Here is a 21,327-nt window from a genome sequence, read left to right as displayed (position 1 = left end):
AGTAGATCCTTTAATACAATATGCGTAGACGTAGTGCTACTGTAGGCAATTGCTTATTTTAGGGTGTTTTTAAGAGAGTCGTTTTTAGATAGAATTTTTATGTTTACTAGAGATATGGCATAAGAAAGGCGAAAATTTACTAACATAAGCACGTTTAGCAAGAGAGTTCATAAACTAGCAAGAGCGCTTTTTTTAGAAAGAGGGATACGATGACAAAAAGGATAGCATTTATTTGTAGCGTGGAATCTTACAAACTTTCGGATGCCCATATTTTCAAAGATTTGTGTCTAGTGCCTATTTTACTGGGGGAACATTTAGGCTATGAGGTCACTATTGTCACGACAGAAATGAATGAAGCTCTTCTTCAACAAGTCTTTCCCACTGTGAAATTTGAGTCTGTAGCATTTGAAGATGATTATGTGGCGAATATGAATGCCTATTTAGCCCAGCATGCAAGGGACATCGACATTGCCTTTGCTATTGGACCCTATCCATCCTATTTAGCTATTTTGAAAACCTATAAGCACTTTAATCCACATGGCAAAATTTATATGAAATTAGATGTTAATCGATTTTGGCTAAATCGATTAAAAACCTATCCCTATTTTTTAGAGTTGTTACAGCTTTGTGATCTCCTTACCTCTGAATGTATATCTATTCAAACAGTAATCAAAGACTTTTCACAATTAGATGTTAAACATATACCCAATGGTTTTTATGAACATTTTCCCACAGAGCCAGTGCCGTTTCACGAGAAAGAAAATAGAATTCTAACAGTTGGGCGATTGGATGCACCAGAGAAGCAAACAATTTTGACAGTCAAGGCATTTTTAGCAGCACAACTGCCAGATTGGGAGCTTCGTTTAGTAGGGCCGATGTCAGTCTCATTTCAAGAAGAGCTGAGACTATTGCTAGATAATCATCCACTTGCCGCTCAAGTGACGATAGTAGGACCTATTTTTGATAAGGTAAAGCTAGAGGAGGAGTATCGCAAGGCTAAAATTTTTTGCTTAACGTCTTTAGTCGAATGCTATGCCCATGTGTTTGCGGAGGCAGCTAAAAATGGTTGCTATATCGTGACAACAGATGTGGATGGTGCTGCTGATATTACACAACAACAGCGTTTTGGTACAATCCATCCTACACATGATTGGGAGGCAATAAGTCAGACATTGCAACAAGTTGCAGCACAGGAACCATTGTTGGTAGATACTTGTGTCCAGCTTCAAGCATTTGCCCGCAAGGAATTAAATTGGAGGCAGATCGTCAAGAAGGTTGCCAATTATTTAGGTGAATAAAAGTGAATCTTTTCTGGATTGAGAGGAGTATTCTTTTCTTTATACCAGTATTTCCTATATAATAAAAACTAGTTTTATAAAGCTAGACAATCATGGGTAGACACAAGGGGAGACTAGAATGGAAATACTACAAGCAACAATGAATGAACTAGAGGACTTATCAAAACTGTTTGATGAATATCGTCAATTTTATGGAATTGAGTCAGATATAAGCAGTGCCAAGGCATTTTTACAATTACGATTGGCCTTGAAAGAATCTGTCATTTTTATCGCGCTGGTGGATGACAAGATGATTGGATTTACACAATTATATCCAACATTTTCGTCCATTGCTTTACAGCGTGCCTATATTTTAAATGATATTTATGTAACAGAAGATGCTAGAGGCCTAGGGGTGGGCAAGGCATTGATGGAAAAGGTATTTCATTATTGTGAGCAACAAACTGCTCGCTATGTCACGTTACAAACGGCGGCTGATAATGTAAATGCCCGCAAGCTTTATGAAAAGCTACAAATGAAACAAGATGAATATTGTAATTATGTTAAATATTTTATGTAAGCTGAACTGGCGAGCGTTTCACCGTTGGATGAGAATGCTTCTTTCATACCCTAAAAATCCCTTAGATCGTTATGATCTAAGGGATTTTGTTTGATTTCTTCTATTTTATTTCAAGTGTATAGGGTTGTGTGCTAGCTTTGCCATCAAACTCACTTACTTCAATATAATATTTACCCGCATCCAGCTCCACAGTACCAACCTCGGCGTCTCCAACTCCGTAAAGATCGAATGTTTTGACGGTTTTTCCATTTGCATCTAATACTCGAATAACACCATCCAACGCTTTTTCTGTTTGAAGCGAGAAGAAGACTTCGCGTTTCTGGTCGTTATTCCATTCAAAATAGTCTTTATCGCCAAATGGTATACCTGCATTTAAATATTGCGTTGCAACCCATTTCTCATCCTTTTTCACAAGAACAGATGGCTTGCTAGGTACTCCATTTACTAATTTTGAATCCACATCTTCATCCACAAGCTTATGATCAAACAATGTTAATGAATAGGGTTGAATCGATACTTGGCCAAGTCCCATGCTGTTGACTAGAATAAAATAACCTCGATCCTTCTTCGCCTTAAACGATGTATTTACATCGTTTGTACCCATCATTCCAAGTAACATTTCAAGAATATTATCACCTAGTCCAAATGGAATTTCTGTTTCCATTTCTTTGGCATCAATCTTCATATTGCCGTTCGTATCTTCGATGATAGCTCCTGCAAATTTTAAGTCTTTTTGTAGTTCCTTAGGTAGCTGAGCTAATTGTTCATTTGTAAAGGGAACCGAAGAAAGAAGCAGACTCATGACCTCGTCATTGCCTTGTTGCTTATAGTAATAATAATCTACATCATCTTGATAAATCAGGTGGTCTTTATAAGTAGTACCTGGTTGAATTTTTAGCGCTTTTGCTTCCTCATGATTGTTTGGATTGTACTCTGCTGGAATATCGCCTATTTTCTTTGTTTTCAATGTATAAGGCTCGGCAGATCGTTCTCCAGCATTGACAACTGCTACCACGTAGGTTTTGTCCTTTTTCAATGGTATAACCTTTGCATCGTCCTCGTTGCCAACTGAACCAAGTAGTAGCGCCAGTATGCCAAGATCGTTTGTTAAGGAAGAAACGGGAATTAATTCCTTTGTTTTTTCATCATATTCAAATACTGTACCTGCAGGCATTTGATTCATGCCTTTCATAAAGCTGAAGCTATAAAGAGCGTCTTCCTTCGCTTTGAATAAGAAATAATCCTCGTCATAATCTGTTTGGAAATAAGCTTTTTGATCCTCGCCTATTTCAAAGCGGATTGCCTGTTTAATGATAGGGTCAACATTTTCTAGATTGCCTGAAGCTGTAGGATTCATTAACATGCTCATCAAGCTGTCAATTTCATTACGTTTTTTTATGTTGTTTTCTGTAAGTGGTAATTGGCCCTCAGGGATATTTTCTTCGATCATGGCTTCATCTACAGGTAGACCATCCTCATCAGGTGGGAGGGAAACTACTTCACCTTTTAATGTGTAAGGGATCATTGATTCACTGATCGTTTCTTCTTTTTCGATGCCGCCACTAAAGAACATCTCCATAGAAAACTCGCTATTACTTTCATTAGATACACTTAAAACGTACTCTTGATCTGGAACAGCATCGATAATCATACGAACCGGTTCACCTTTTGCAGTACCATAAGCGGTCTGCATTGGATAGGCTTCTTCTTCTTCACCTTCATCATTTTCAGCTTGATCGATTTCTTCTGGTGGCACAGGATTAAAGTCATCTTTCAGATAAAGCTCCATAGAGGCAGTGACACCTGGAATTCCCGATAGATCAAATTGTAACGTCGTCGGTTTTTTGACAGAGAACGTGAAGTAATCTTGATCTTGTTGTTGATCTTTTGACAGTAATGTATAGTTTTTACCTGCTGTACTATATGGGAACTTTTTAATAGGCTCCATCGTAGACTTGTCTACTGTATCAATTGGTAAGTCCTTCGTCGTTTGTGCTGTGAAAATGTAAGTAGATTTGCCTTTTAAACTATAGCTTCCATTATGATCTTTGACACCAATGACAAGCGTTCCCTTTTGATCTGCTTTAAATAGATAACCTTCTTTTTTTCCTACGCGAACATCGTTGACATGGATAGGCTCTACATCACCAATCCCGCTATTTGGGTAGAAATATAAATCAAAGGCATAGTCGTATTTGTCAGCGCCTTTTAATGTCAATTGAGCATATTCATTTTCTTCAAGATCGACTTTATACCATTTCTTTTCGTCTTGCTGTTCAAAAGTACCTTGTTCTGTATTTAGCTTATTTTTAGTAAGGACCTTGGCGTTTTGAATGCGATCTTCCTTTGTCTCTGAATAATGCTTTGGTAATTTATTTAAATCAAATTGTAATGCTTCTACAGGGTCAACTAATCCGTGACCATAAGTAAGATCATAACCTTTCTCGCCCAAATCTTGTGCTGTCATTTCTAAAATCGCTTCTATTTGATGCGGTTTTAAAGATGGGTTTTTTGATTTAAGAAGAGAGGCGATACCTGCCACGACAGGAGAGGCCATGGATGTTCCACTAAACTTGACAAAAGAAGATCCTTTCTTCGCATCATGAACGGTACTATAAATGTCTTCACCTGGTGCAACAATATCAACAGACGGGCCGTAATTGGAGTAGCTTGATAGTTTGTTGCGTTCATTTGTTGAACCAACACTAATGACACCTTCGAAAGAAGCGGGGAAGGAATATTCATCTGTCGATTCATTTCCTGCGGCTGCCACAATTGTAATACCACTATCAATCGCTTTCTGAACGGCTTCCTTCATCAGGGGAGATTCACCATAGCCTCCTAAACTCATATTAATAACGTCAACGCCCTGCTCAATTGCATAAAGAATACCCTGTGCAATAATGAAATCATTAGCACCTTCTTTGCCGTTAAATACATCAATTGGCAGTAACTTTGCATTCGGATTAACCCCGTGCCCACCTACGCCATTATCTTTTGCTGCGGCGATAATACCTGCCACATGTGTTCCGTGATCGCCTGAATAAGTAGTATTGGCAGGTGCTGCTGCATTATAGGGTGGGAGTACTTGTGACTTTAGATCGGGGTGTTTAAAATCTACACCAGAATCAATGACAGCAACTGTGACATCATGGTTGCCTGCTAATTCTAGTGCCTTATCCATTTGCAGTAGGTTTAAATGATACATCTCTTGTTTCTTAGGATCAGCTTCATTATTGAAAGAATGATAGACGTAGCTAGGAGACACACTAGATATCCCGTTTTGCTTTAAATAGTAAGAGACGGCTTTTTCGATTGATACGCCTTTATTTAGTTGTACAACATCATAACCTAATGAAGGAATGGAGCGGATGACCTTGGAGCCAATTTTTTTATGTACGTTTTTATCAAGACCTGAATGCTTGATAACAATTGTATCCTTACTCATCCATTTTTCTTCATTCTTCTCTGTTTGTTTTGCACTGTTTGCCAGCATGTTTTTCGCTTTATGCTGTGGTGCCTCAGCAAAGGCAGAAGCAGCAGGAACCATGAGTGCAGCGGATGCTACAACAGCGACTGATTTTTTATACCAACTTTTCAATTGTTATCTCTCCTTGGTGTTATAAATTAAGTCTCGACTATATTAATACGGACAAAGATTAGAAAAGTTTCGTAATGGAGGAAAATTTTTCTTTGCTATTTTAATTTTTGGTAGGTATAACGAAAAAACGGACAGCTAAACACGGCTTGTTTTTCGTATACCTAGCATTGTTAAAAGCTTTAAATCTGTTCTATTAATTGTTGTAACTCCTGCTTGGAACGAGGGATTTTGATATTTTCCTGCAATAGCTTCTTTTTTTGCAAAGCTATGACCATTTCAAAAATCCATGGACGTTCAAGATGCGCGCGATGTAACAATTCGTCTTCATAAAACAAGGTGATTGGATCACCGTTGTAAATGATTTTTCCAGCCTCCATAACAATGATTAGATCGGCCCATTCATAAGCGAGAGGTATGTCATGGGTTGCTAGTAAAATGGTTCTCTCACCATCCTCTAATTTGGCTAAGTATTGTAATACTTGTGTAGCATAATAATTATCAAGACCTGCTGTTGGTTCGTCTAACAAAAGGACAGAGGGCTCCATTGCTAAAACACCTGCCATTGCTACACGTTTTTTCTGACCTACGCTTAAAAAATGAATGGGTTTATCAAGCAAATCTTCCACTTCGGTTTGCGCAACGGCCCAAGCTATTTTTTCTTCCGTTTTTTCAGTAGACCAGCCGAGATTTAATGGGCCAAATGCTATATCTTGCTTGACGGTCCCTGAAAAAAGCTGATGATCTGCATTCTGAAAAACAATGCCGACTTTTTGGCGTAGGGTCTTTAAAGCTTTTCGATTATATTCCAGACCGTGGCCTTCGAATAAAATCGACCCAGCTGTAGGTTTTAAAATACCATTAAGATGCTGAAATAAGGTTGATTTTCCCGCGCCATTATGCCCGAGTATGGCGATTTTTTTACCTTTTGGAATGTTTAATGTAATATCTGATAACGCCTTCGTACCATCCGCATAGGCATAAGATAATTGGTTGAGTTTAAAATAAAACGTTGTCATGTGAAATACCCTCCGTATACGATGAGGACTAGTAAAATTGCTGCCATGCCTAGCCAATTTTTCTTGCTATAAGAGCCCATCTCTTGCCAGTAGACAGCCTCGCCTCCACGTGATTGCATGGCGTTGTTGAGCTCCCGGCTACGTTGAAACATTTCCACAAATAATGCCACAATAAGCATGGAGACAGAGCGTAGCCATTGCATCGGTGAATGATAGCCGAGACGTGCTTGCTGGGCGAGATGTATATTTTGCATACTTTCTAAAAACATAAAAATAAAACGATAGGTTAGTTCGACGAGCTCCACTAATAAAGAGGGGAGTCGCCATTGTCGTAGCACATAACATATTCCTTGTACGGAAGTAGTTAGAATTAAAAAGTATAAACAACTAATGCTGCCAAGGACAATAAAGAACAGCTGTTGCGCTGATAACACACTTGCGTTCCCAATAAAAACAGTCCAATTCCTCCATGTAAACGACCAAATATGGGCAGGGAGTGTATTCGTTGATGATGTAAAAGAAAGTAAAATAGATACAAGACTTGTTAATAAGAAAAAGCCAGGTAGCAATAATAGTTTGCCATAGTATGTAAGCGGAATTTTGGCACCTAAAATGATAAAAGCACTCATTACAAAAAATGTAATGAGTGAAAGTCGTTCATCTCTCATGATGAGCGTTATGAGAAGTAATCCAAGTGAAAATATCATTTTTTCTAGCGGATGAACGGACGCTAGCTTATTCAGATAGGCATACTTATCAATGAGTAACATAATGGTTAACCTTCTTTGTGTTTGCCACGCATATAGCCGATGAAGTAGCCAATAAAGCCAGCTCCTATAGCTGCCTGTAGCACGAATAATAAGCTTTCGATTTCACCACTTGGTGGCTCCCATAGACTTTCAAACCATGGCTCATATTCCGCATTGATTTCACCAATAGCTGCTTCTGCTTCTCCATCAGCACCACCAAATTCAGCACCTTTTTGTATGAACAAGGGAATGATGGCTAATAACACAACAATTGCTAATAACAATAAATTTTTTTTCATCTGTTAATGTGCCTCCTTTGTTGAGAAAACACGTAAAGTTTTTAGTTCGCTAATATTGTATTTTTTCAAGAAATTCATCACTATGACCGTTAAAATTCCTTCACTCACTGCTAAAGGAATTTGAGTTAAGGCAAAAATACCTGCAAACTTTGTAAAGGATGCCATAAAGCCTCCAACCTCTGAAGGAAAGGCTAGTGCTAGTTGTACAGAAGTCACAATGTATGTACCTAAATCACCAAGCATAGCTGCAAAGAATACGGCTAGTGAAAATGACAAGCCTACTTTTTGAGCACCTTTAAAGACAAAGTAAGCAATAAAAGGACCAACAATAGCCATAGAAAAGGCATTAGCCCCTAAAGTTGTAATTCCTCCATGAGCTAATAATAAAGATTGAAATAATAAAACGATTGTTCCAATTACACTCATTGCTAGAGGGCCAAAGAGTACTGTCCCAAGTCCTACACCAGTTGGGTGAGAGCAGCTACCTGTAACAGAAGGGATTTTTAAGGCGGATAGCACAAAGGCAAAGGCTCCTGAAAGCCCCAAAAGCATTTTTGTTTCAGGATTTTCATCAACGGTTTTTCGAATAGAACGCAATCCTAGAATGATAAATGGAATAGAGATGACCCACCAAAAAATAGCCCATTCGATTGGTAAAAAACCTTCCATGATATGCATGGCAAAGGCACGTTTTGGCACGATTAAAAAGGCCAGTAAAAAATAACTAAGTTTCCACCATGAAAATTTCAAAAAGCTTTCCTCCTAACTAATTAGTAGATTTTTAGAAGATTGCGTGCGTAATTAAAAAAAGCACTTCTCCACTGGTGGAAAAGTGCATAGCTAAAAAAGCAAATAACATTCTCATCTGCTAAGCCGCACACCTATCCTCGTAGGCTGAAACGATCACTTATTTTTCGGCAGGTCTCCTGGCTCTAGTTCAATGCTTTATAGGTCTTCCCATCCGTTGGACAGTGACATATTCTATAAAGCTCCCTATTACAGTGGCGGGACCGCGCCGGACTCAAACCGGCTTCCCTTTTAAGCAAAATGACAAGCACTTTGCACCGAAAAACATTCAAATTGTGAGATTTCACGACAAAGTGTAACATGAATTTCCATAAATATGCTATACCTTTTATAAATTTTTATAATTAAAGGTCAATGGCGAATATTCTGATAACGATTTATGGGCAAATTATATAGATTGTATAAATTTCATACCTAGTTCCATTCAAAATTGATAAATTTGTCATAAATTTTTAAAGAAATATTGAAATTTTAAAAAAATAAGATATGATAAAGACAGTTTTCTATTTAAAATTCTAATAAAAATTTCATATAAAACGTCAATAAGTGCTCGAATAGCTCGAGATAATAGGGAAATTGGTGAAAATCCAATACAGCCCCCGCTACTGTAATAGCTGATGAAATCGCAAAGCCACTGGTGCAAACTTGGGAAGGTGCGATAGTAAAATGAAGCTTAAGTCAGGAAACCTGCTTATTTGATTGTGCATGCAAACTTTTCGGAGGGAGAAGTTGAAGCGAAAGCGAGTACCTGTATTTCATGCTATTCGTTTTTATTTGGCTTCTACAAAACCTTTACTCTTCGTTATAGAGTAAAGGTTTTTCTTTTTCCAAAAAGCAAATGAGGGGAGACAGAAGATGACAACTTGGAATTTAGAGGGGATGAAAACACATCTCTTTATTTGCAATGGCAGTAGCTGCATGAAAAAGGATGGGGAGGAAATTACCTTAGCCATTCGAGATGAGATACAGCGGCAAGCACTCGATCAAGAAATACATACGACAAGAACGCGCTGTAATGGACGATGCAAGGATGCTTGTGTGGTAATTGCCTACCCCCAAGGAAACTGGTATCGTGTGCCATCAACAGAGCATGCTAGAACACTAGTACAAGATTTATATCATGAATCCTTATACAACGAACATGTCTTTACACTTCATGAAGGTACATTACAGCGTACTGCTCAAACAACTGCCATTAAAGGGATCGAAAAGGTGAAAGAGGGGTAACAACATGGCGCAAAAAGGAAAAATTTTCGTAGTAGGCTTTGGACCTGGAGATTTTAAGCATATTACGACACGTGCAGTAGAGGCATTACAACAAAGTGATATGATTATAGGCTACAAAACCTATGTAGAGCTGATTCAAGATTTAGTAAGTGCAAAATCGATTGTTAGTACAGGCATGACAGAAGAAGTGTCGCGTGCACAGGAAGCCGTTCGTCAAGCAGAAGCAGGGAGCATCGTCTCGGTGATTTCGAGTGGTGATGCAGGCGTCTATGGTATGGCGGGATTAGTATATGAGGTGTTAATTGAGCTAGGCTGGACAGAAGCAACAGGAATTGAAGTAGAAATTGTTCCTGGGATTTCTGCGATTAATTCATGCGCTAGCATACTTGGTGCACCCATTATGCACGATGCTTGTACAATCAGCTTGAGTGATCATCTAACACCTTGGAATTTAATTGCAAAGCGTGTCGAGGCAGCTGCAATGGCAGACTTTGTCATTGCTTTATACAATCCTAAAAGTGGTCGTCGAACAAGACAAATTGTCGAGGCTCAGCGAATTCTCTTAGAATATCGTTCGCCAGACACACCAGTAGGGCTTGTGAAAAGTGCCTATCGAGAACGTCAAGAAGTGACCATGACAACACTAGTAGAAATGCTAGAACATGATATTGGTATGCTGACAACAGTTATTATCGGGAATTCATCAACATTTTTCTATGACAATAAGATGATCACGCCACGCGGTTACCAACGTAAATATACCCTAGGTGAAGAAAAACAGCCATTACGTCCTCATCAACGTTTACGCGAAGAAAATGAACCTTGGGCAATGAACCAAGAGACAGGAACAGCGCGAAATGACTTTACGGCTGACCCTAATGCGGGACGATTTAACAAGCCCAGTATAGCCGCTACGTCAAAGCCGAAAAAAACAGCTCTTGAAATGGCTACAGTGGCACTCGCAATGGTAAAAGGGACAAGCGCAGTCAAAGTAACACCGAAGCTTGTACAGCAAAAAATAGAATCTATATTTGAACTAGCAGTAAGCCCTGGAGTAGCCAATAAATTTTTTACTCCCCAGCAAATGATGACTTTAGCAGAGGTTGTTGGGGAGGAGGGGACGATGGAATACACACCAGATCATCAAATTCATTTGAAAATACCAACGACTGCCCCTGAACAGATCACAGAGAAATTACAGGAAGTAGGATTTTTATTAACCCCGATTGGTGATGTGTTATCATTGAAGGCTTGTGATTTTTGCTACGGTGAAAAGGCTGATTCGATACCATATGCAGAGGAATTACAAGAAAAACTAGGCGGTATGTCCTTACCGAAGACATTAAATATCGGCTTTAATGGCTGTGGTATGGCCTGTTATCGGGCTGTATTTGATGATATTGGCATCGTCTACCGCAAAAGTAAATTTGATGTCTTTATTGGAGCAAAACCAGTCGGTCGTACGGCTCACGCAGCACAGCCTGTTGTAGAAGGGCTGGAGCCTGAGCAGCTGATTCCACTCATTACAGATATTATTGAAGAATATAAAGCAAATGCTCATCCAAATGAACGCTTATTTAAATATTTTAAACGTGTGAAAAAGATACTGCATTTTACGTATCAAGATATGTCTTCCAAAATAAAAGTAGAGCCAGCTCCGTGCGGCGACTAGTAAGGAGTAGAGAGATGAAAGCTATTTTATTTGTCGGCCATGGGAGCCGTTTAGCAGCAGGAAATGATGAGGTTCGTACATTTATCGAACAAATGACACCGCGTATTGATGAACAATTTTTAGTGGAAACTTGTTTCCTTGAATTTGCTTCACCGAACATCGAAGAAGGTATTACAAACTGTGTGAAAAAGGGAGCTACAGAGGTACATGTAATTCCAATCATTTTACTGCATGCAGGCCATTCAAAACTGCATATTCCAGCGGAAATCGAGCATGCGCGTGAGCATTATCCAACAATTACCTTCACATATGGTCAAACAATTGGTATTCATGATGAAATCTTTGCCATTTTACAAGATCGCCTAGCTGAAATTGGCTTTAATTCAGAACAAGAGCAGGAAGAAACAGCGATTTTATTGATTGCACGAGGTGGCAGTGATCCATCTGCTAATGGTGATTTTTATAAGATCACGCGACTTCTATGGGAAAAACTACCTGTAAAATACGTAGAAAGTGCTTTTATGGGTGTCACAGATCCACGAGTTGAAGAAGGAATTGAACGTTGTGTCAAACTAGGTGCAAAAAAAATCATCATGTTACCATACTTTTTATTCACAGGCATTTTGATGGAACGCATGCATGGTATGTGTGAGAAGTTTACTGAACTTTATCCAGATTGTGATATACAAATTGCTAACTATTTTGGCTACCATGAGCGTTTACAAAATGTTTTATTAGAGCGTATTGAACAGGCAATCAACGGTACATCAACAGGTATGCAAGATCTAGAAGATTATCGTGCCTATGCGGCAGTACATGGACATGCACATCATCATCACCATCATGATCACGATCATGGACATGCGCATCACCATCACCATCACGATCACGATCATGGACATGCGCATCATCACGATCACCATCATGACCATCACGATCATGACCATGACCATCATCATGAAGAGGAGCCGGTAAAATGATTTTCATGTTAGCAGGGACAAGTGATGCAAGGGATCTAGCCCTAGCATTACAACGTGCAGGTTATGCAGTAACCGCTACGGTCGTCACTGAATCGGCAGCCTCTAGTCTTGCTGACGTTGGCCTGCCACATTTAATCGGTAGACTGACCGCTGAGGAAATGGCGACCATCATGACCGAGCAGGGCTATCGATTGGTGGTAGATGCTTCTCATCCATTTGCGGAGGAAGCCTCTAAAAATGCGATGGCAGCGGCAGAGCAGGCAAAGATTCCTTATATTCGCTATGAAAGAGCTCATGAACATTATGCCCATCCTTTGATTACTGTTGTAAAGGATTATGAGGAGGCAGCTCAGCTAGCTGCAGAAAAACGCGGTGTCATTATGCTAACGACAGGAAGTAAAACACTCGCTACATTTACGAAGGTTTTACAGGGCTTAGAAAACACAAGAGTAATCGCTCGTATGCTTCCACGACTGGATAATATGGAAAAGTGTGAGGCACTTGGCGTGGCGCAGCGAGATATTGTGGCTATTCAAGGTCCGTTTTCAAAGGAATTAAATGAAGCTCTATTTCGTCAATACGGAGTGACGTTGATGATTACCAAAGAAAGCGGTAAAGTGGGCTCAGTTGATGAGAAGCTAGAGGCAGCTCTCGCATGCCAGATTGAAACGATTCTTATTGCACGACCAAATATACAATACGGCCAACAATATTCAACATTTGAAGAAGTATTACAGGCTGTTGAACATACAATTTAGGAGGCATTTTCCATGGATTTTAAAACAGATTTTAAACCATTAACGGTAGACCCAGATAAAATTTACGATTACAGTTTCTCTATTATTGCAGAGGAAATGGGCGAGCATGACTTCTCAGAAGATGAATGGAAAGTTGTACGTCGCATTATCCATGCGTCAGCTGATTTCGAGCTAGGCCGTAGTGTCATCATTACACCAGGTGCGATTGAAGCGGGTATCAAGTCTATTCTTGCAGGACGTCATGTCATAGCAGATGTGCAAATGATTGAAAGTGGCTCTGGTAAAAAGCGTTTCCAAAAACATGGTGGCGATTTGCATTGCTATATTGCGGATGAAGATGTGTCAATAGAAGCGAAAAAACAAAATACAACACGTGCCATTATTTCGATGCAAAAGGCATCAAAATTACATGAAGGTGGTATTTATGCCATTGGTAATGCACCAACTGCATTGCTGGAATTGATTCGATTAATTAAAGAAGGGCTAGCAAAACCAGATTTAATTATCGGTATGCCTGTTGGTTTTGTGTCAGCAGCTGAGTCAAAAGAAGAGCTGCTTAAACTAGAAGGGATTCCGTACATTACAAATGTTGGTCGTAAAGGCGGTAGTACAGTGACGGTTGCTGCTTTAAATGCCATCTCACTTTTAGCGGACGAACAGGCGAAAAAATAATGGAGCGGAAGCCAAAAAAGGACCCCAAGGACATGCGTCACGGTTATACGACGGGAGCCTGTGCAACTGCTGTATCAAAGGCTGCACTGCTTGCCCTTATTACTAAGGAGGAGCAAGAGACAAGCACGATTCATTTACCTATTGGTCGAGATGTAACCTTTACAATTGAAAAATGCATATTTGAAGAAAATGCTGTCAGCTGTGAAACGATTAAAGATGCTGGTGATGATCCTGATGCGACCCATCAGGCACTCATCGTTGGCACAGTGAGCTGGGCAGATACACCTGGGATTCATTTAGATGGAGGTATTGGCGTCGGGCGTGTCACAAAGCCTGGCCTGCCAGTGCCTGTCGGAGAGGCAGCCATTAATCCTGTACCCCGTAAAATGATTTATAGCACGATCCAAGGTGTGTTGGACGAATTTCACATTACTCGAGGCGTGAATGTGGTGATTTCTGTACCTAAGGGAGAGGAGATTGCTAAAAAAACGTTAAATGGACGACTCGGTATACTTGGGGGCATCTCAATCTTAGGCACAAGGGGAACCGTCGTGCCTTTTTCGAGTTCTGCTTATATGGCCAGTATTGTCCAAGCCATCAGTGTAGCGAAAGAGGCTGGCTGTGAGCATTTAGTAGTGACAACAGGTGGACGAAGTGAGAAGTTTGCGATGAAACAATATCCACATCTAGCAGAAGAAGCATTTATTGAAATGGGTGACTTTGTAGGTTTTACATTAAAGCATTGTAAGCGTTTAGGCATCAAACAAGTTTCTCTCGTTGGGATGATGGGGAAATTTTCTAAAGTCGCACAAGGTGTCATGATGGTGCATTCCAAAAGTGCAGCAATCGATTTTAATTTTTTAGCACAACTGGCAGAGGAGATAGGGGCAGATAGAGAAACGATAGCACAAGTTCTAGAGGCAAATACAGCTTCACAAGTAGGTGAGATGATGATGGAAAAGGGCTATGATGCGTTCTTCCATCATTTATGTGAGGCTTGCTGCTATTCCTCTATCCATCATATTAAGGGCGGTTTAACGCTTTCCACATCGATCTATTCGATGCAGGGACAATTATTAGGAAGGGCTGATGACATTGCATCGATCGATGAAGTTGATTGGGATCGGGGATAACGGATTAGCAAGCTTATTACCGCAATACCTTCAGTGGATTGAAGACTGTGAGGTACTTGTTGGTGGTGAGCGAGTACTTGATTTTTTCCCAGACTTTAGAGGTGAAAAAATCCTGATAAAAGGAGGTCTTTCAACACTTGTTGAAAGATTGGCTGAAGAAACAAGAAATACCGTGATTCTTGCATCTGGAGATCCATTATTTTATGGCATCGGAGGCTATTTAGCAAAAAAGCTACAAATAGAGGTTTATCCATATATGAGTTCTGTCCAGCTGGCCTTTGCGAAAATGGGAGAGAGCTGGCAGGATGCTTACGTAACGAGTATTCATGGACGACCAATGAAGGGCTTGGCACAGCGAATTGATGGCAAAAAGAAAGTAGCACTTTTAACAGATGCAGAGAATAGTCCGAATGCTCTCGCTCAATATTTAAAGCATTTTGGTATGACGGAATATCGTGCGTTTGTAGCCGAAAATTTACAGGGCGACAACGAAAAAAGTGGCTGGTACTCGCTCGATGAAATGGAAGTTACTCATTTTTCTCCTTTAAATGTCGTGATTTTAAAACAAACAATAGCACCGAAACGCTACACACTTGGGATTGATGATGAAGAATTTTCACAACGAAAGCCAGATAAAGGACTTATTACGAAGAAAGAAATTCGAGTTTTAAGTTTGCAAGCCATGCAGCTTCAACAGGATAGCGTTATTTGGGATATTGGCACATGTACGGGATCCATGGCCATTGAGGCAGGTAAGCTTGCTCCGGAGGGACAGGTTTTTGCCGTAGAAAAAAATGCCCCTGATTTAGACAATTGTCTTCAAAATCAACAAAAGTTTCGAGTTGATATAACGGCTATCCATAGTAAAGCACCAGAGGGTTTAGACAACTTTCCAGACCCTGATGCCATTTTCATCGGTGGCACTGGTGGTGAAATGGTTGAGTTACTGCAATTATGCTGTCAGCGTTTAAAGCAAAATGGGCGCATTGTCTTAAATGCGGCGACTATTGAAAATTTATATAAAGCCGTTGAGGCATTTAAAGCTTGTGGTTTTGCTGTTGACATTTTACAGGCTCAGCTTGCACGCAGTAAACCAATTTTAGATATGACACGCTTTGTGCCATTAAATCCAATATACATTATTTCCGCTTATCGAAAGGAAGAAAATCATGAGTAATCTAGGAATTTTATATGGCTTGGGCGTTGGTCCTGGCGATCCAGAATTAATTACAGTAAAGGCATTTCGAGTGATTCAGGAATCACCTGTTATTGCTTACCCAAAAAAGCTAAAAGGCAGTAAAAGCTATGCCCATCGTATTGTAGATGTATATATTAATCCAGACGAAAAAGACATGCTTGGTCTTGTATTCCCAATGACGAAAGATGAGGCTGTTCTAGAACGTGAATGGACAAAGTCAGTAGAACTTGTCTACGAAAAATTACAAGCAGGCAAAGATGTAGCCTTTGTTACAGAGGGCGATCCATTATTGTATAGTACGTTTATTCATATGATGAAGCTAATGCAAGATAAGCATCCAGATGTCGAAATTCGCACGGTACCAGGGATTTCTTCATTTAATGGATCTGCATCGCGCTTAGGTATTGCGTTAGCGGATGGTGATGATCGTGTTGCGATTATACCTGCGTATGACAATTACGAAGCGATGCGTGAAGCGATTGAAACGCATGATGCTGTTGTCTTTATTAAAGTGGCGAAAGTTATTGATTTAATGCTTGAAGTGCTACGTGATTTAGATTTATTAGATAAAGCATCCGTGGTGACAAAGGTAACATCAGATGAAGAAATCATTTGGGATGTGCGTGAGTTGGATGGTGTCGATTTAGAATATTTAACATTAATGGTGGTGCGTAAATAATGAAGAAAATCTATATTGTCGGCGCTGGTCCTGGTGATCCAGATTTAATTACAGTCAAAGGTTTACATATGTTACAAACAGCGGACGTTGTCATGTATACAGATTCTTTAGTGAATGAGGACCTTATTGCGAAAGCTAGGCCAGATGCGGAGGTCATTCGTACAGCTGGTATGCATTTGGAGGAAATGGTTGCTGTGATGGTGGACCGGGTCAATACTGGTAAAACAGTGGCACGTATGCATACAGGGGACCCAGCGATGTATGGTGCCATTATGGAGCAAGTTGCATTATTAAAAAAGGAAGGCATTGGGTATGAAGTCATTCCAGGAGTTAGCTCTGTATTTGCATCGGCCGCTGCTATCGGAGCTGAGCTAACAATTCCTGATCTAACCCAAACCCTTATTCTAACACGTGCAGAGGGGCGCACACCTGTACCAGAATTTGAAAAGCTGCGTGATTTAGCGAGCCACCATTGTACAATTGCCTTATTCCTTAGTGCAACGCTGACGAAGAAAATTGTTAAAGAGCTACAAAGTGCTGGTTGGGCTGATGACACGCCTGTAGCAGTTATTCAACGTGCTTCATGGCCCGATCAAAAAATCGTACGAACGACTTTAATCGAATTAGATGAAGCGATGCGTGTGAATGGTATTCGTAAGCATGCGATGATTTTAGCGGGCTGGGCATTAGACCCGAACATTCATGATAAAGATCAATATCGTTCGAAGTTATATGATGCAAGCTTTACACATGGCTTTAGAAAAGGTGTGAAGACAAGTGATTGAGTTACAAGAGGGTGTGTTACCAGAGGTTGATCAACGTAATCCTTATGCCGTTGTAGCCATTACGAAGCATGGTGTCCAAATAGGACGTCGTCTGCAGCAAACCTTTGCAGCAAGTGATTTATATTATATGAGTAAATTTGAACAAGGCGATGAAGAAGAAAAGCATATTCAACTATTTACAGGAACAGTGCGCCTGCTATTGCCAACACTATTTAAGCAATATAAAGGGTTGATTTTAATTATTTCACTAGGGGCAGTCGTACGAATGATTGCGCCAATTTTAAAGGATAAAAAGACAGACCCTGGCGTTGTGGTGATTGATGATCGAGGGGAAAATGTTATTAGCGTATTATCAGGGCATTTAGGTGGTGCCAATGAGCTCACACACGAGGTGGCAGCTGCACTTGGTGCAAATCCAATTATTACAACGGCTTCTGATGTGCAAAAGACGATTCCAGTTGATTTATTTGGAGCCCGCTTTGGCTGGGTATGGGATAGTGCGGATAAATTGACACCTGTTAGTGCATCTGTTGTAAATGAGGAACATGTAGCCATTGTACAGGAAACAGGCGAACGTGATTGGTGGATGCGTGATACACCGATGCCAGAGCAAATTAAAATCTATCCATCCACACAGGCAGCCATTCAAGCTACTCCCCATGCCACATTATTAATAACAGATCGAATCATTGAACCTGAAGAAGAGGTTCTTCTAGAAAACGGTGTTATTTATCGACCAAAATCCATTGTATTAGGAATGGGCTGTAACCGTGGTACATCTTTAGAGGAAATTGAACAAGTAATCGATGAAACCTTGGCAGAGCTAAAGCTTTCGAAAAAAAGTGTGAAAGCCTTATGCACGATTGATTTGAAGAAAGATGAGCAATGTTTCTTAGAAATTACGAAGAAATATGATTGGGAGTTCGTTACGTATACACCGGATGAATTAAATGAAATTGAATTTCCATCACCCTCTGAAACAGTCTTTCAATATACAGGCGCATACGGCGTGAGCGAACCAGCAGCTATGCGCTATGCACAGGTTCCATCACTTCTATTAGAGAAGAAAAAATCGGGTAATGCTACGATTTCAGTTGCTAGATACCTATTTTAAGGAGGAAGTCCATGCAAACAAATCGCTTTGTACTAGCTGGTACGGGTAGTGGTGTAGGCAAAACTACTTTTACCATTGGACTGATGAAGGCACTACAAAACAAAGGAAACGTGGTGCAGGGCTTTAAATGCGGTCCTGATTATATCGATCCAACCTATCATACAGCTGTAACGGGCAGAGTATCACGTAATATTGATAGCTGGATGTTTTCACACGAAGCAGTACGTGATATTGTGGCACGTGCAAGTATAGATGCAGATGTGTCCATTATTGAAGGTGTGATGGGCTTTTATGACGGTAAAAGCCCTTTATCTGATGCTGGGTCTGCTGCTGATATTAGCGTAGTGACAGAGAGTCCTGTTATTTTAATTGTCAATTGTGCTAGCATGGCACGTAGCGTAGCAGCAGTTGTGAAAGGCTTCCAATTACTATCAGATAAGCCGAATATCGTTGGTGTTATTGCGAACCAGGTTGGTAGTGTCGGTCATTACGAAATTGCGAAGGCAGCTATTGAACAAGAATGCGGCATTCCTGTTATTGGCTACCTAAAGCGTGAGGAAGGAATCGATATCCCGAGTCGTCATTTAGGGTTAGTACCTGCTATTGAAAGAGGAGAGCTAGATTCATTTTTTGATAAACTAGGGAACCTTATGGCAGAAACGATTGATTTGGATCAATTAATACATTTAACAAAGGCTCCTATCTTGCAAGAATCAGGTCATTTATTTAGGGAGGAGCCTTCACGAAATATTTGTATAGCGGTTGCAAGAGATGCAGCTTTTAATTTTTATTATGAAGAAAACTTGGCTTTGTTACGTGCGAAAGGTGCGACACTACTGTTTTTCTCACCGCTTGCGAATGAGCCTGTACCAGCTGAAGCAGATGGCTTGTATATTGGCGGTGGCTTTCCTGAGGAATTTGCAAAGTCACTTGCTACCAATACAGTCGTTAAAGACTCTATTCGTCAAGTCATTGCGAAAGGTCTTCCAACATTAGCTGAGTGTGGGGGCTTTATGTATTTAACAGAGGCCATTACAAATAGCCATGGCGACCGCTATGACATGGTAGGGGTAATTCCTGGAGAAGTGGCGATGCAAACAAAACTAGCAGCACTTGGTTATCGTGAAATTTTTGGCACAGCCGATAATTTCTTAATTGGTGCTGAGGAACAAGCGAAGGGCCATGAGTTCCATTATTCCAAATATAGTGGTTCTCACAATACAGCAGCCTATGAAACGATTGGTCGTTTTGGCAAAAAGAAAGAAGGCTATCAAGAAGGAAATTTAGTGGCTGGCTATACTCATTTCCATTTTGTATCAAACCCAAAGCTAGTTGACAATTGGTTAACAGCTTGTAAGAAGGTGAAAAGTAATGACTAATTATTTTCCTATTCATATCAATCTAGAATATAAAACAGTAGTGATTGTAGGCGGCGGTCACGTGGCAACGCAGAAGGTAGCAACCCTGTTACCAGCAAAGGCAAACATCGTCATTGTTAGTCCAACCTTACATGACACATTACAGTCACTTGCTGAGTCAGGGCAAATTACTTGGAAGCAAAAGGAATTTGAACCTCGTGATTTAGATGACGCCATTCTCATTATCGCTGCAACGAATGTGACAGCAGTTAACGAAGCCGTTCAAGAAGCAGCACAGCATTGGCAATTAATCAACCGAACAGATAAACAAAGTGAAAGTGATTTTATTACGCCTGCTACTGTTCGCCGTGGTCCATTGGTGGTCACTGTTTCGACATCGGGAGCAAGCCCAAGTCTAGCCCGCAAGATTAAAGCAGATTTAGAAGAGCAATTTGATGATGCTTATGATGACTATGTATGCTTTTTACAGCAAGCTCGATTAATGATTGCTGCTAAGTATGATAAAGGTCCACAAAGACGTGCGGCATTACAAGCATTGCTAGAGCCAAACATCCTTGAATGGACACGTCAGGGTGAGATCGATCGACGAGAAGCATATTTACAACAACTATTGATGGGAGCAACGCAATGAAGGATGGAATCGTATATATCGTGGGAGCAGGTCCTGGCGATCCGAAGCTCATTACTGTGTATGGACTGGAATGTATTCAAAAGGCTGATGTAATTGCTTATGACCGTCTTGTAAATCCTAAATTGCTTGATTTTGCAAAAAAGGATGCTGAGCTCGTTTATTGTGGCAAATTACCTGGGAAGCATCATCTCATTCAAGAGGAAATAAATGCATTACTCGTTGAAAAAGCACAAGAAGGTAAAATTGTTACACGCCTAAAAGGTGGCGATCCCTTTGTTTTTGGACGTGGCGCGGAGGAAGCTGAAATAGTAAAAAATCATGGCATTGCCTATGAAATCGTTCCGGGGATTACAGCAGGAATTGCAGCTCCTGCATACGCAGGAATTCCAGTTACACATAGAGACTTCGCGACAAGCTTTGCCCTTGTGACTGGACATGGTCGTGAAGAAAAAGGACAAGATTTTTTGAATTGGCCCGCATTGGCTACTGGTATAGATACCGTTGCCTTTTATATGAGCGTTGGTAATATTGCCTACATTGCTCGAAAATTAATCGAAAATGGACGGAAGGCAACAACCCCAGTAGCGGTCATTGAGTGGGGAACAACTGCTCAGCAACGCACGATTACAGGGCCGCTAGATGAGATAGCCAGCATCATTGAGCGTGAAGGGTACCATAACCCTTCTATGATTGTTGTTGGCGAGGTTGTCAAGGTACGTGAAAAAATTCAATGGTTTGAAGAGCAAGGACTTACCTTTTCATAATCATTT

20 protein-coding genes and 2 riboswitches are annotated in these 21,327 nt (G+C 40.4%); of the genes, 15 read left to right on the top strand and 5 right to left on the bottom strand.

Annotation, left to right across the window (positions count from 1 at the left end):
• The first annotated feature begins 209 nt into the window (after positions 1-209).
• A complete protein-coding gene (locus RCJ95_RS00285; RefSeq protein ID WP_312129079.1) occupies positions 210-1,298 on the top strand; it encodes a glycosyltransferase in 1,089 nt (362 codons plus the stop codon).
• Between the two features lie 118 nt (positions 1,299-1,416).
• Complete coding sequence (locus RCJ95_RS00280) at positions 1,417-1,857, top strand: GNAT family N-acetyltransferase (protein ID WP_312129080.1); 441 nt, start codon at positions 1,417-1,419, stop codon at positions 1,855-1,857.
• Positions 1,858-1,957: 100 nt separating this feature from the next.
• On the opposite strand, the gene RCJ95_RS00275 is transcribed toward RCJ95_RS00280, so the two are convergent.
• The 5 genes from RCJ95_RS00275 to RCJ95_RS00255 form a co-directional block, all read right to left on the bottom strand.
• A complete protein-coding gene (locus RCJ95_RS00275) occupies positions 1,958-5,458 on the bottom strand; it encodes a S8 family serine peptidase (RefSeq protein WP_446721773.1) in 3,501 nt (1,166 codons plus the stop codon).
• A gap of 179 nt (positions 5,459-5,637) precedes the next feature.
• Positions 5,638-6,474 carry an energy-coupling factor ABC transporter ATP-binding protein gene (locus RCJ95_RS00270; protein WP_274769506.1) on the bottom strand — a complete coding sequence of 279 codons (837 nt, stop codon included), beginning with the start codon at positions 6,472-6,474 and terminating at the stop codon, positions 5,638-5,640.
• Positions 6,471-7,244 (bottom strand): cobalt ECF transporter T component CbiQ, encoded by a 774-nt coding sequence (gene cbiQ / locus RCJ95_RS00265; RefSeq protein ID WP_320940172.1) that lies wholly within the window; start codon positions 7,242-7,244, stop codon positions 6,471-6,473. Before cbiQ ends, RCJ95_RS00270 begins: the two co-directional genes overlap by 4 nt.
• 5 nt (positions 7,245-7,249) lie before the next feature.
• Positions 7,250-7,522, bottom strand: coding sequence for an energy-coupling factor ABC transporter substrate-binding protein (locus RCJ95_RS00260; protein WP_009370241.1), 273 nt, complete (start codon positions 7,520-7,522; stop codon positions 7,250-7,252).
• A 3-nt stretch (positions 7,523-7,525) separates the two neighbouring features.
• Positions 7,526-8,272, bottom strand: coding sequence for an energy-coupling factor ABC transporter permease (locus RCJ95_RS00255; protein WP_004231293.1), 747 nt, complete (start codon positions 8,270-8,272; stop codon positions 7,526-7,528).
• 149 nt (positions 8,273-8,421) lie between these two features.
• Positions 8,422-8,606, bottom strand: a riboswitch (cobalamin riboswitch).
• 250 nt (positions 8,607-8,856) lie between these two features.
• A riboswitch (cobalamin riboswitch) is annotated at positions 8,857-9,038 on the top strand.
• A gap of 146 nt (positions 9,039-9,184) precedes the next feature.
• Between RCJ95_RS00255 and RCJ95_RS00250 the strand changes: the two genes are divergently transcribed.
• The 13 genes from RCJ95_RS00250 to cobA are packed head-to-tail and all read left to right on the top strand — an operon-like array spanning position 9,185 to position 21,321.
• Complete coding sequence (locus RCJ95_RS00250; RefSeq protein WP_274769501.1) at positions 9,185-9,556, top strand: (2Fe-2S) ferredoxin domain-containing protein; 372 nt, start codon at positions 9,185-9,187, stop codon at positions 9,554-9,556.
• Between the two features lie 4 nt (positions 9,557-9,560).
• Positions 9,561-11,228, top strand: a complete 1,668-nt coding sequence (gene cobJ / locus RCJ95_RS00245) for a precorrin-3B C(17)-methyltransferase (RefSeq protein ID WP_446721772.1) — start codon at positions 9,561-9,563, stop codon at positions 11,226-11,228.
• A gap of 14 nt (positions 11,229-11,242) precedes the next feature.
• Complete coding sequence (locus RCJ95_RS00240; RefSeq protein ID WP_446721771.1) at positions 11,243-12,208, top strand: sirohydrochlorin chelatase; 966 nt, start codon at positions 11,243-11,245, stop codon at positions 12,206-12,208.
• Positions 12,205-12,966 carry a precorrin-6A reductase gene (gene cobK / locus RCJ95_RS00235; RefSeq protein ID WP_221680212.1) on the top strand — a complete coding sequence of 254 codons (762 nt, stop codon included), beginning with the start codon at positions 12,205-12,207 and terminating at the stop codon, positions 12,964-12,966. The genes RCJ95_RS00240 and cobK overlap by 4 nt, the downstream gene beginning before the upstream one ends.
• Before the next feature lie 12 nt (positions 12,967-12,978).
• Positions 12,979-13,638: a precorrin-8X methylmutase gene (locus tag RCJ95_RS00230; protein WP_004231303.1), complete on the top strand. Its 660-nt coding sequence runs from the start codon at positions 12,979-12,981 to the stop codon at positions 13,636-13,638.
• Positions 13,638-14,771, top strand: coding sequence for a cobalt-precorrin-5B (C(1))-methyltransferase (locus tag RCJ95_RS00225; RefSeq protein WP_313149864.1), 1,134 nt, complete (start codon positions 13,638-13,640; stop codon positions 14,769-14,771). The genes RCJ95_RS00230 and RCJ95_RS00225 overlap by 1 nt, the downstream gene beginning before the upstream one ends.
• Positions 14,728-15,948: a precorrin-6y C5,15-methyltransferase (decarboxylating) subunit CbiE gene (cbiE, locus tag RCJ95_RS00220; protein WP_257522480.1), complete on the top strand. Its 1,221-nt coding sequence runs from the start codon at positions 14,728-14,730 to the stop codon at positions 15,946-15,948. The genes RCJ95_RS00225 and cbiE overlap by 44 nt, the downstream gene beginning before the upstream one ends.
• Entirely contained in the window at positions 15,941-16,648 is a 708-nt protein-coding gene (gene cobI, locus RCJ95_RS00215) for a precorrin-2 C(20)-methyltransferase (protein ID WP_221680215.1), read from the top strand. Before cbiE ends, cobI begins: the two co-directional genes overlap by 8 nt.
• Entirely contained in the window at positions 16,648-17,433 is a 786-nt protein-coding gene (gene cobM, locus RCJ95_RS00210) for a precorrin-4 C(11)-methyltransferase (protein ID WP_257522479.1), read from the top strand. Before cobI ends, cobM begins: the two co-directional genes overlap by 1 nt.
• Positions 17,426-18,547: a cobalt-precorrin 5A hydrolase gene (locus RCJ95_RS00205; RefSeq protein ID WP_221680217.1), complete on the top strand. Its 1,122-nt coding sequence runs from the start codon at positions 17,426-17,428 to the stop codon at positions 18,545-18,547. Before cobM ends, RCJ95_RS00205 begins: the two co-directional genes overlap by 8 nt.
• An 11-nt stretch (positions 18,548-18,558) precedes the next feature.
• On the top strand, positions 18,559-19,926 hold the full coding sequence (locus RCJ95_RS00200) for a cobyrinate a,c-diamide synthase (RefSeq protein ID WP_313149862.1): 1,368 nt from the start codon (positions 18,559-18,561) through the stop codon (positions 19,924-19,926).
• Positions 19,919-20,557: a precorrin-2 dehydrogenase/sirohydrochlorin ferrochelatase family protein gene (locus tag RCJ95_RS00195; RefSeq protein ID WP_320938890.1), complete on the top strand. Its 639-nt coding sequence runs from the start codon at positions 19,919-19,921 to the stop codon at positions 20,555-20,557. The genes RCJ95_RS00200 and RCJ95_RS00195 overlap by 8 nt, the downstream gene beginning before the upstream one ends.
• Complete coding sequence (gene cobA / locus RCJ95_RS00190; protein ID WP_221680220.1) at positions 20,554-21,321, top strand: uroporphyrinogen-III C-methyltransferase; 768 nt, start codon at positions 20,554-20,556, stop codon at positions 21,319-21,321. The genes RCJ95_RS00195 and cobA overlap by 4 nt, the downstream gene beginning before the upstream one ends.
• The last annotated feature ends 6 nt before the right edge of the window (positions 21,322-21,327 follow it).

This window comes from Lysinibacillus sp. BSL11 (assembly GCF_052928325.1).
Note: the sequence above shows the minus strand (reverse complement) of the source record. Positions and strands in the feature narration are given on the sequence as shown.

Excerpts from the sequence above, each read along its gene's own strand:
- RCJ95_RS00285 (WP_312129079.1), top strand. The coding sequence starts at position 210 with ATGACAAAAAGGATAGCATTTATTTGTAGCGTGGAATCTTACAAACTT.
- RCJ95_RS00280 (WP_312129080.1), top strand. The coding sequence starts at position 1,417 with ATGGAAATACTACAAGCAACAATGAATGAACTAGAGGACTTATCAAAA.
- RCJ95_RS00270 (WP_274769506.1), bottom strand. The coding sequence starts at position 6,474 with ATGACAACGTTTTATTTTAAACTCAACCAATTATCTTATGCCTATGCG.
- cbiQ (WP_320940172.1), bottom strand. The coding sequence starts at position 7,244 with ATGTTACTCATTGATAAGTATGCCTATCTGAATAAGCTAGCGTCCGTT.
- RCJ95_RS00260 (WP_009370241.1), bottom strand. The coding sequence starts at position 7,522 with ATGAAAAAAAATTTATTGTTATTAGCAATTGTTGTGTTATTAGCCATC.
- RCJ95_RS00250 (WP_274769501.1), top strand. The coding sequence starts at position 9,185 with ATGACAACTTGGAATTTAGAGGGGATGAAAACACATCTCTTTATTTGC.
- cobJ (WP_446721772.1), top strand. The coding sequence starts at position 9,561 with ATGGCGCAAAAAGGAAAAATTTTCGTAGTAGGCTTTGGACCTGGAGAT.
- RCJ95_RS00240 (WP_446721771.1), top strand. The coding sequence starts at position 11,243 with ATGAAAGCTATTTTATTTGTCGGCCATGGGAGCCGTTTAGCAGCAGGA.
- cobK (WP_221680212.1), top strand. The coding sequence starts at position 12,205 with ATGATTTTCATGTTAGCAGGGACAAGTGATGCAAGGGATCTAGCCCTA.
- RCJ95_RS00230 (WP_004231303.1), top strand. The coding sequence starts at position 12,979 with ATGGATTTTAAAACAGATTTTAAACCATTAACGGTAGACCCAGATAAA.
- RCJ95_RS00225 (WP_313149864.1), top strand. The coding sequence starts at position 13,638 with ATGGAGCGGAAGCCAAAAAAGGACCCCAAGGACATGCGTCACGGTTAT.
- cbiE (WP_257522480.1), top strand. The coding sequence starts at position 14,728 with ATGACATTGCATCGATCGATGAAGTTGATTGGGATCGGGGATAACGGA.
- cobI (WP_221680215.1), top strand. The coding sequence starts at position 15,941 with ATGAGTAATCTAGGAATTTTATATGGCTTGGGCGTTGGTCCTGGCGAT.
- cobM (WP_257522479.1), top strand. The coding sequence starts at position 16,648 with ATGAAGAAAATCTATATTGTCGGCGCTGGTCCTGGTGATCCAGATTTA.
- RCJ95_RS00200 (WP_313149862.1), top strand. The coding sequence starts at position 18,559 with ATGCAAACAAATCGCTTTGTACTAGCTGGTACGGGTAGTGGTGTAGGC.
- RCJ95_RS00195 (WP_320938890.1), top strand. The coding sequence starts at position 19,919 with ATGACTAATTATTTTCCTATTCATATCAATCTAGAATATAAAACAGTA.
- cobA (WP_221680220.1), top strand. The coding sequence starts at position 20,554 with ATGAAGGATGGAATCGTATATATCGTGGGAGCAGGTCCTGGCGATCCG.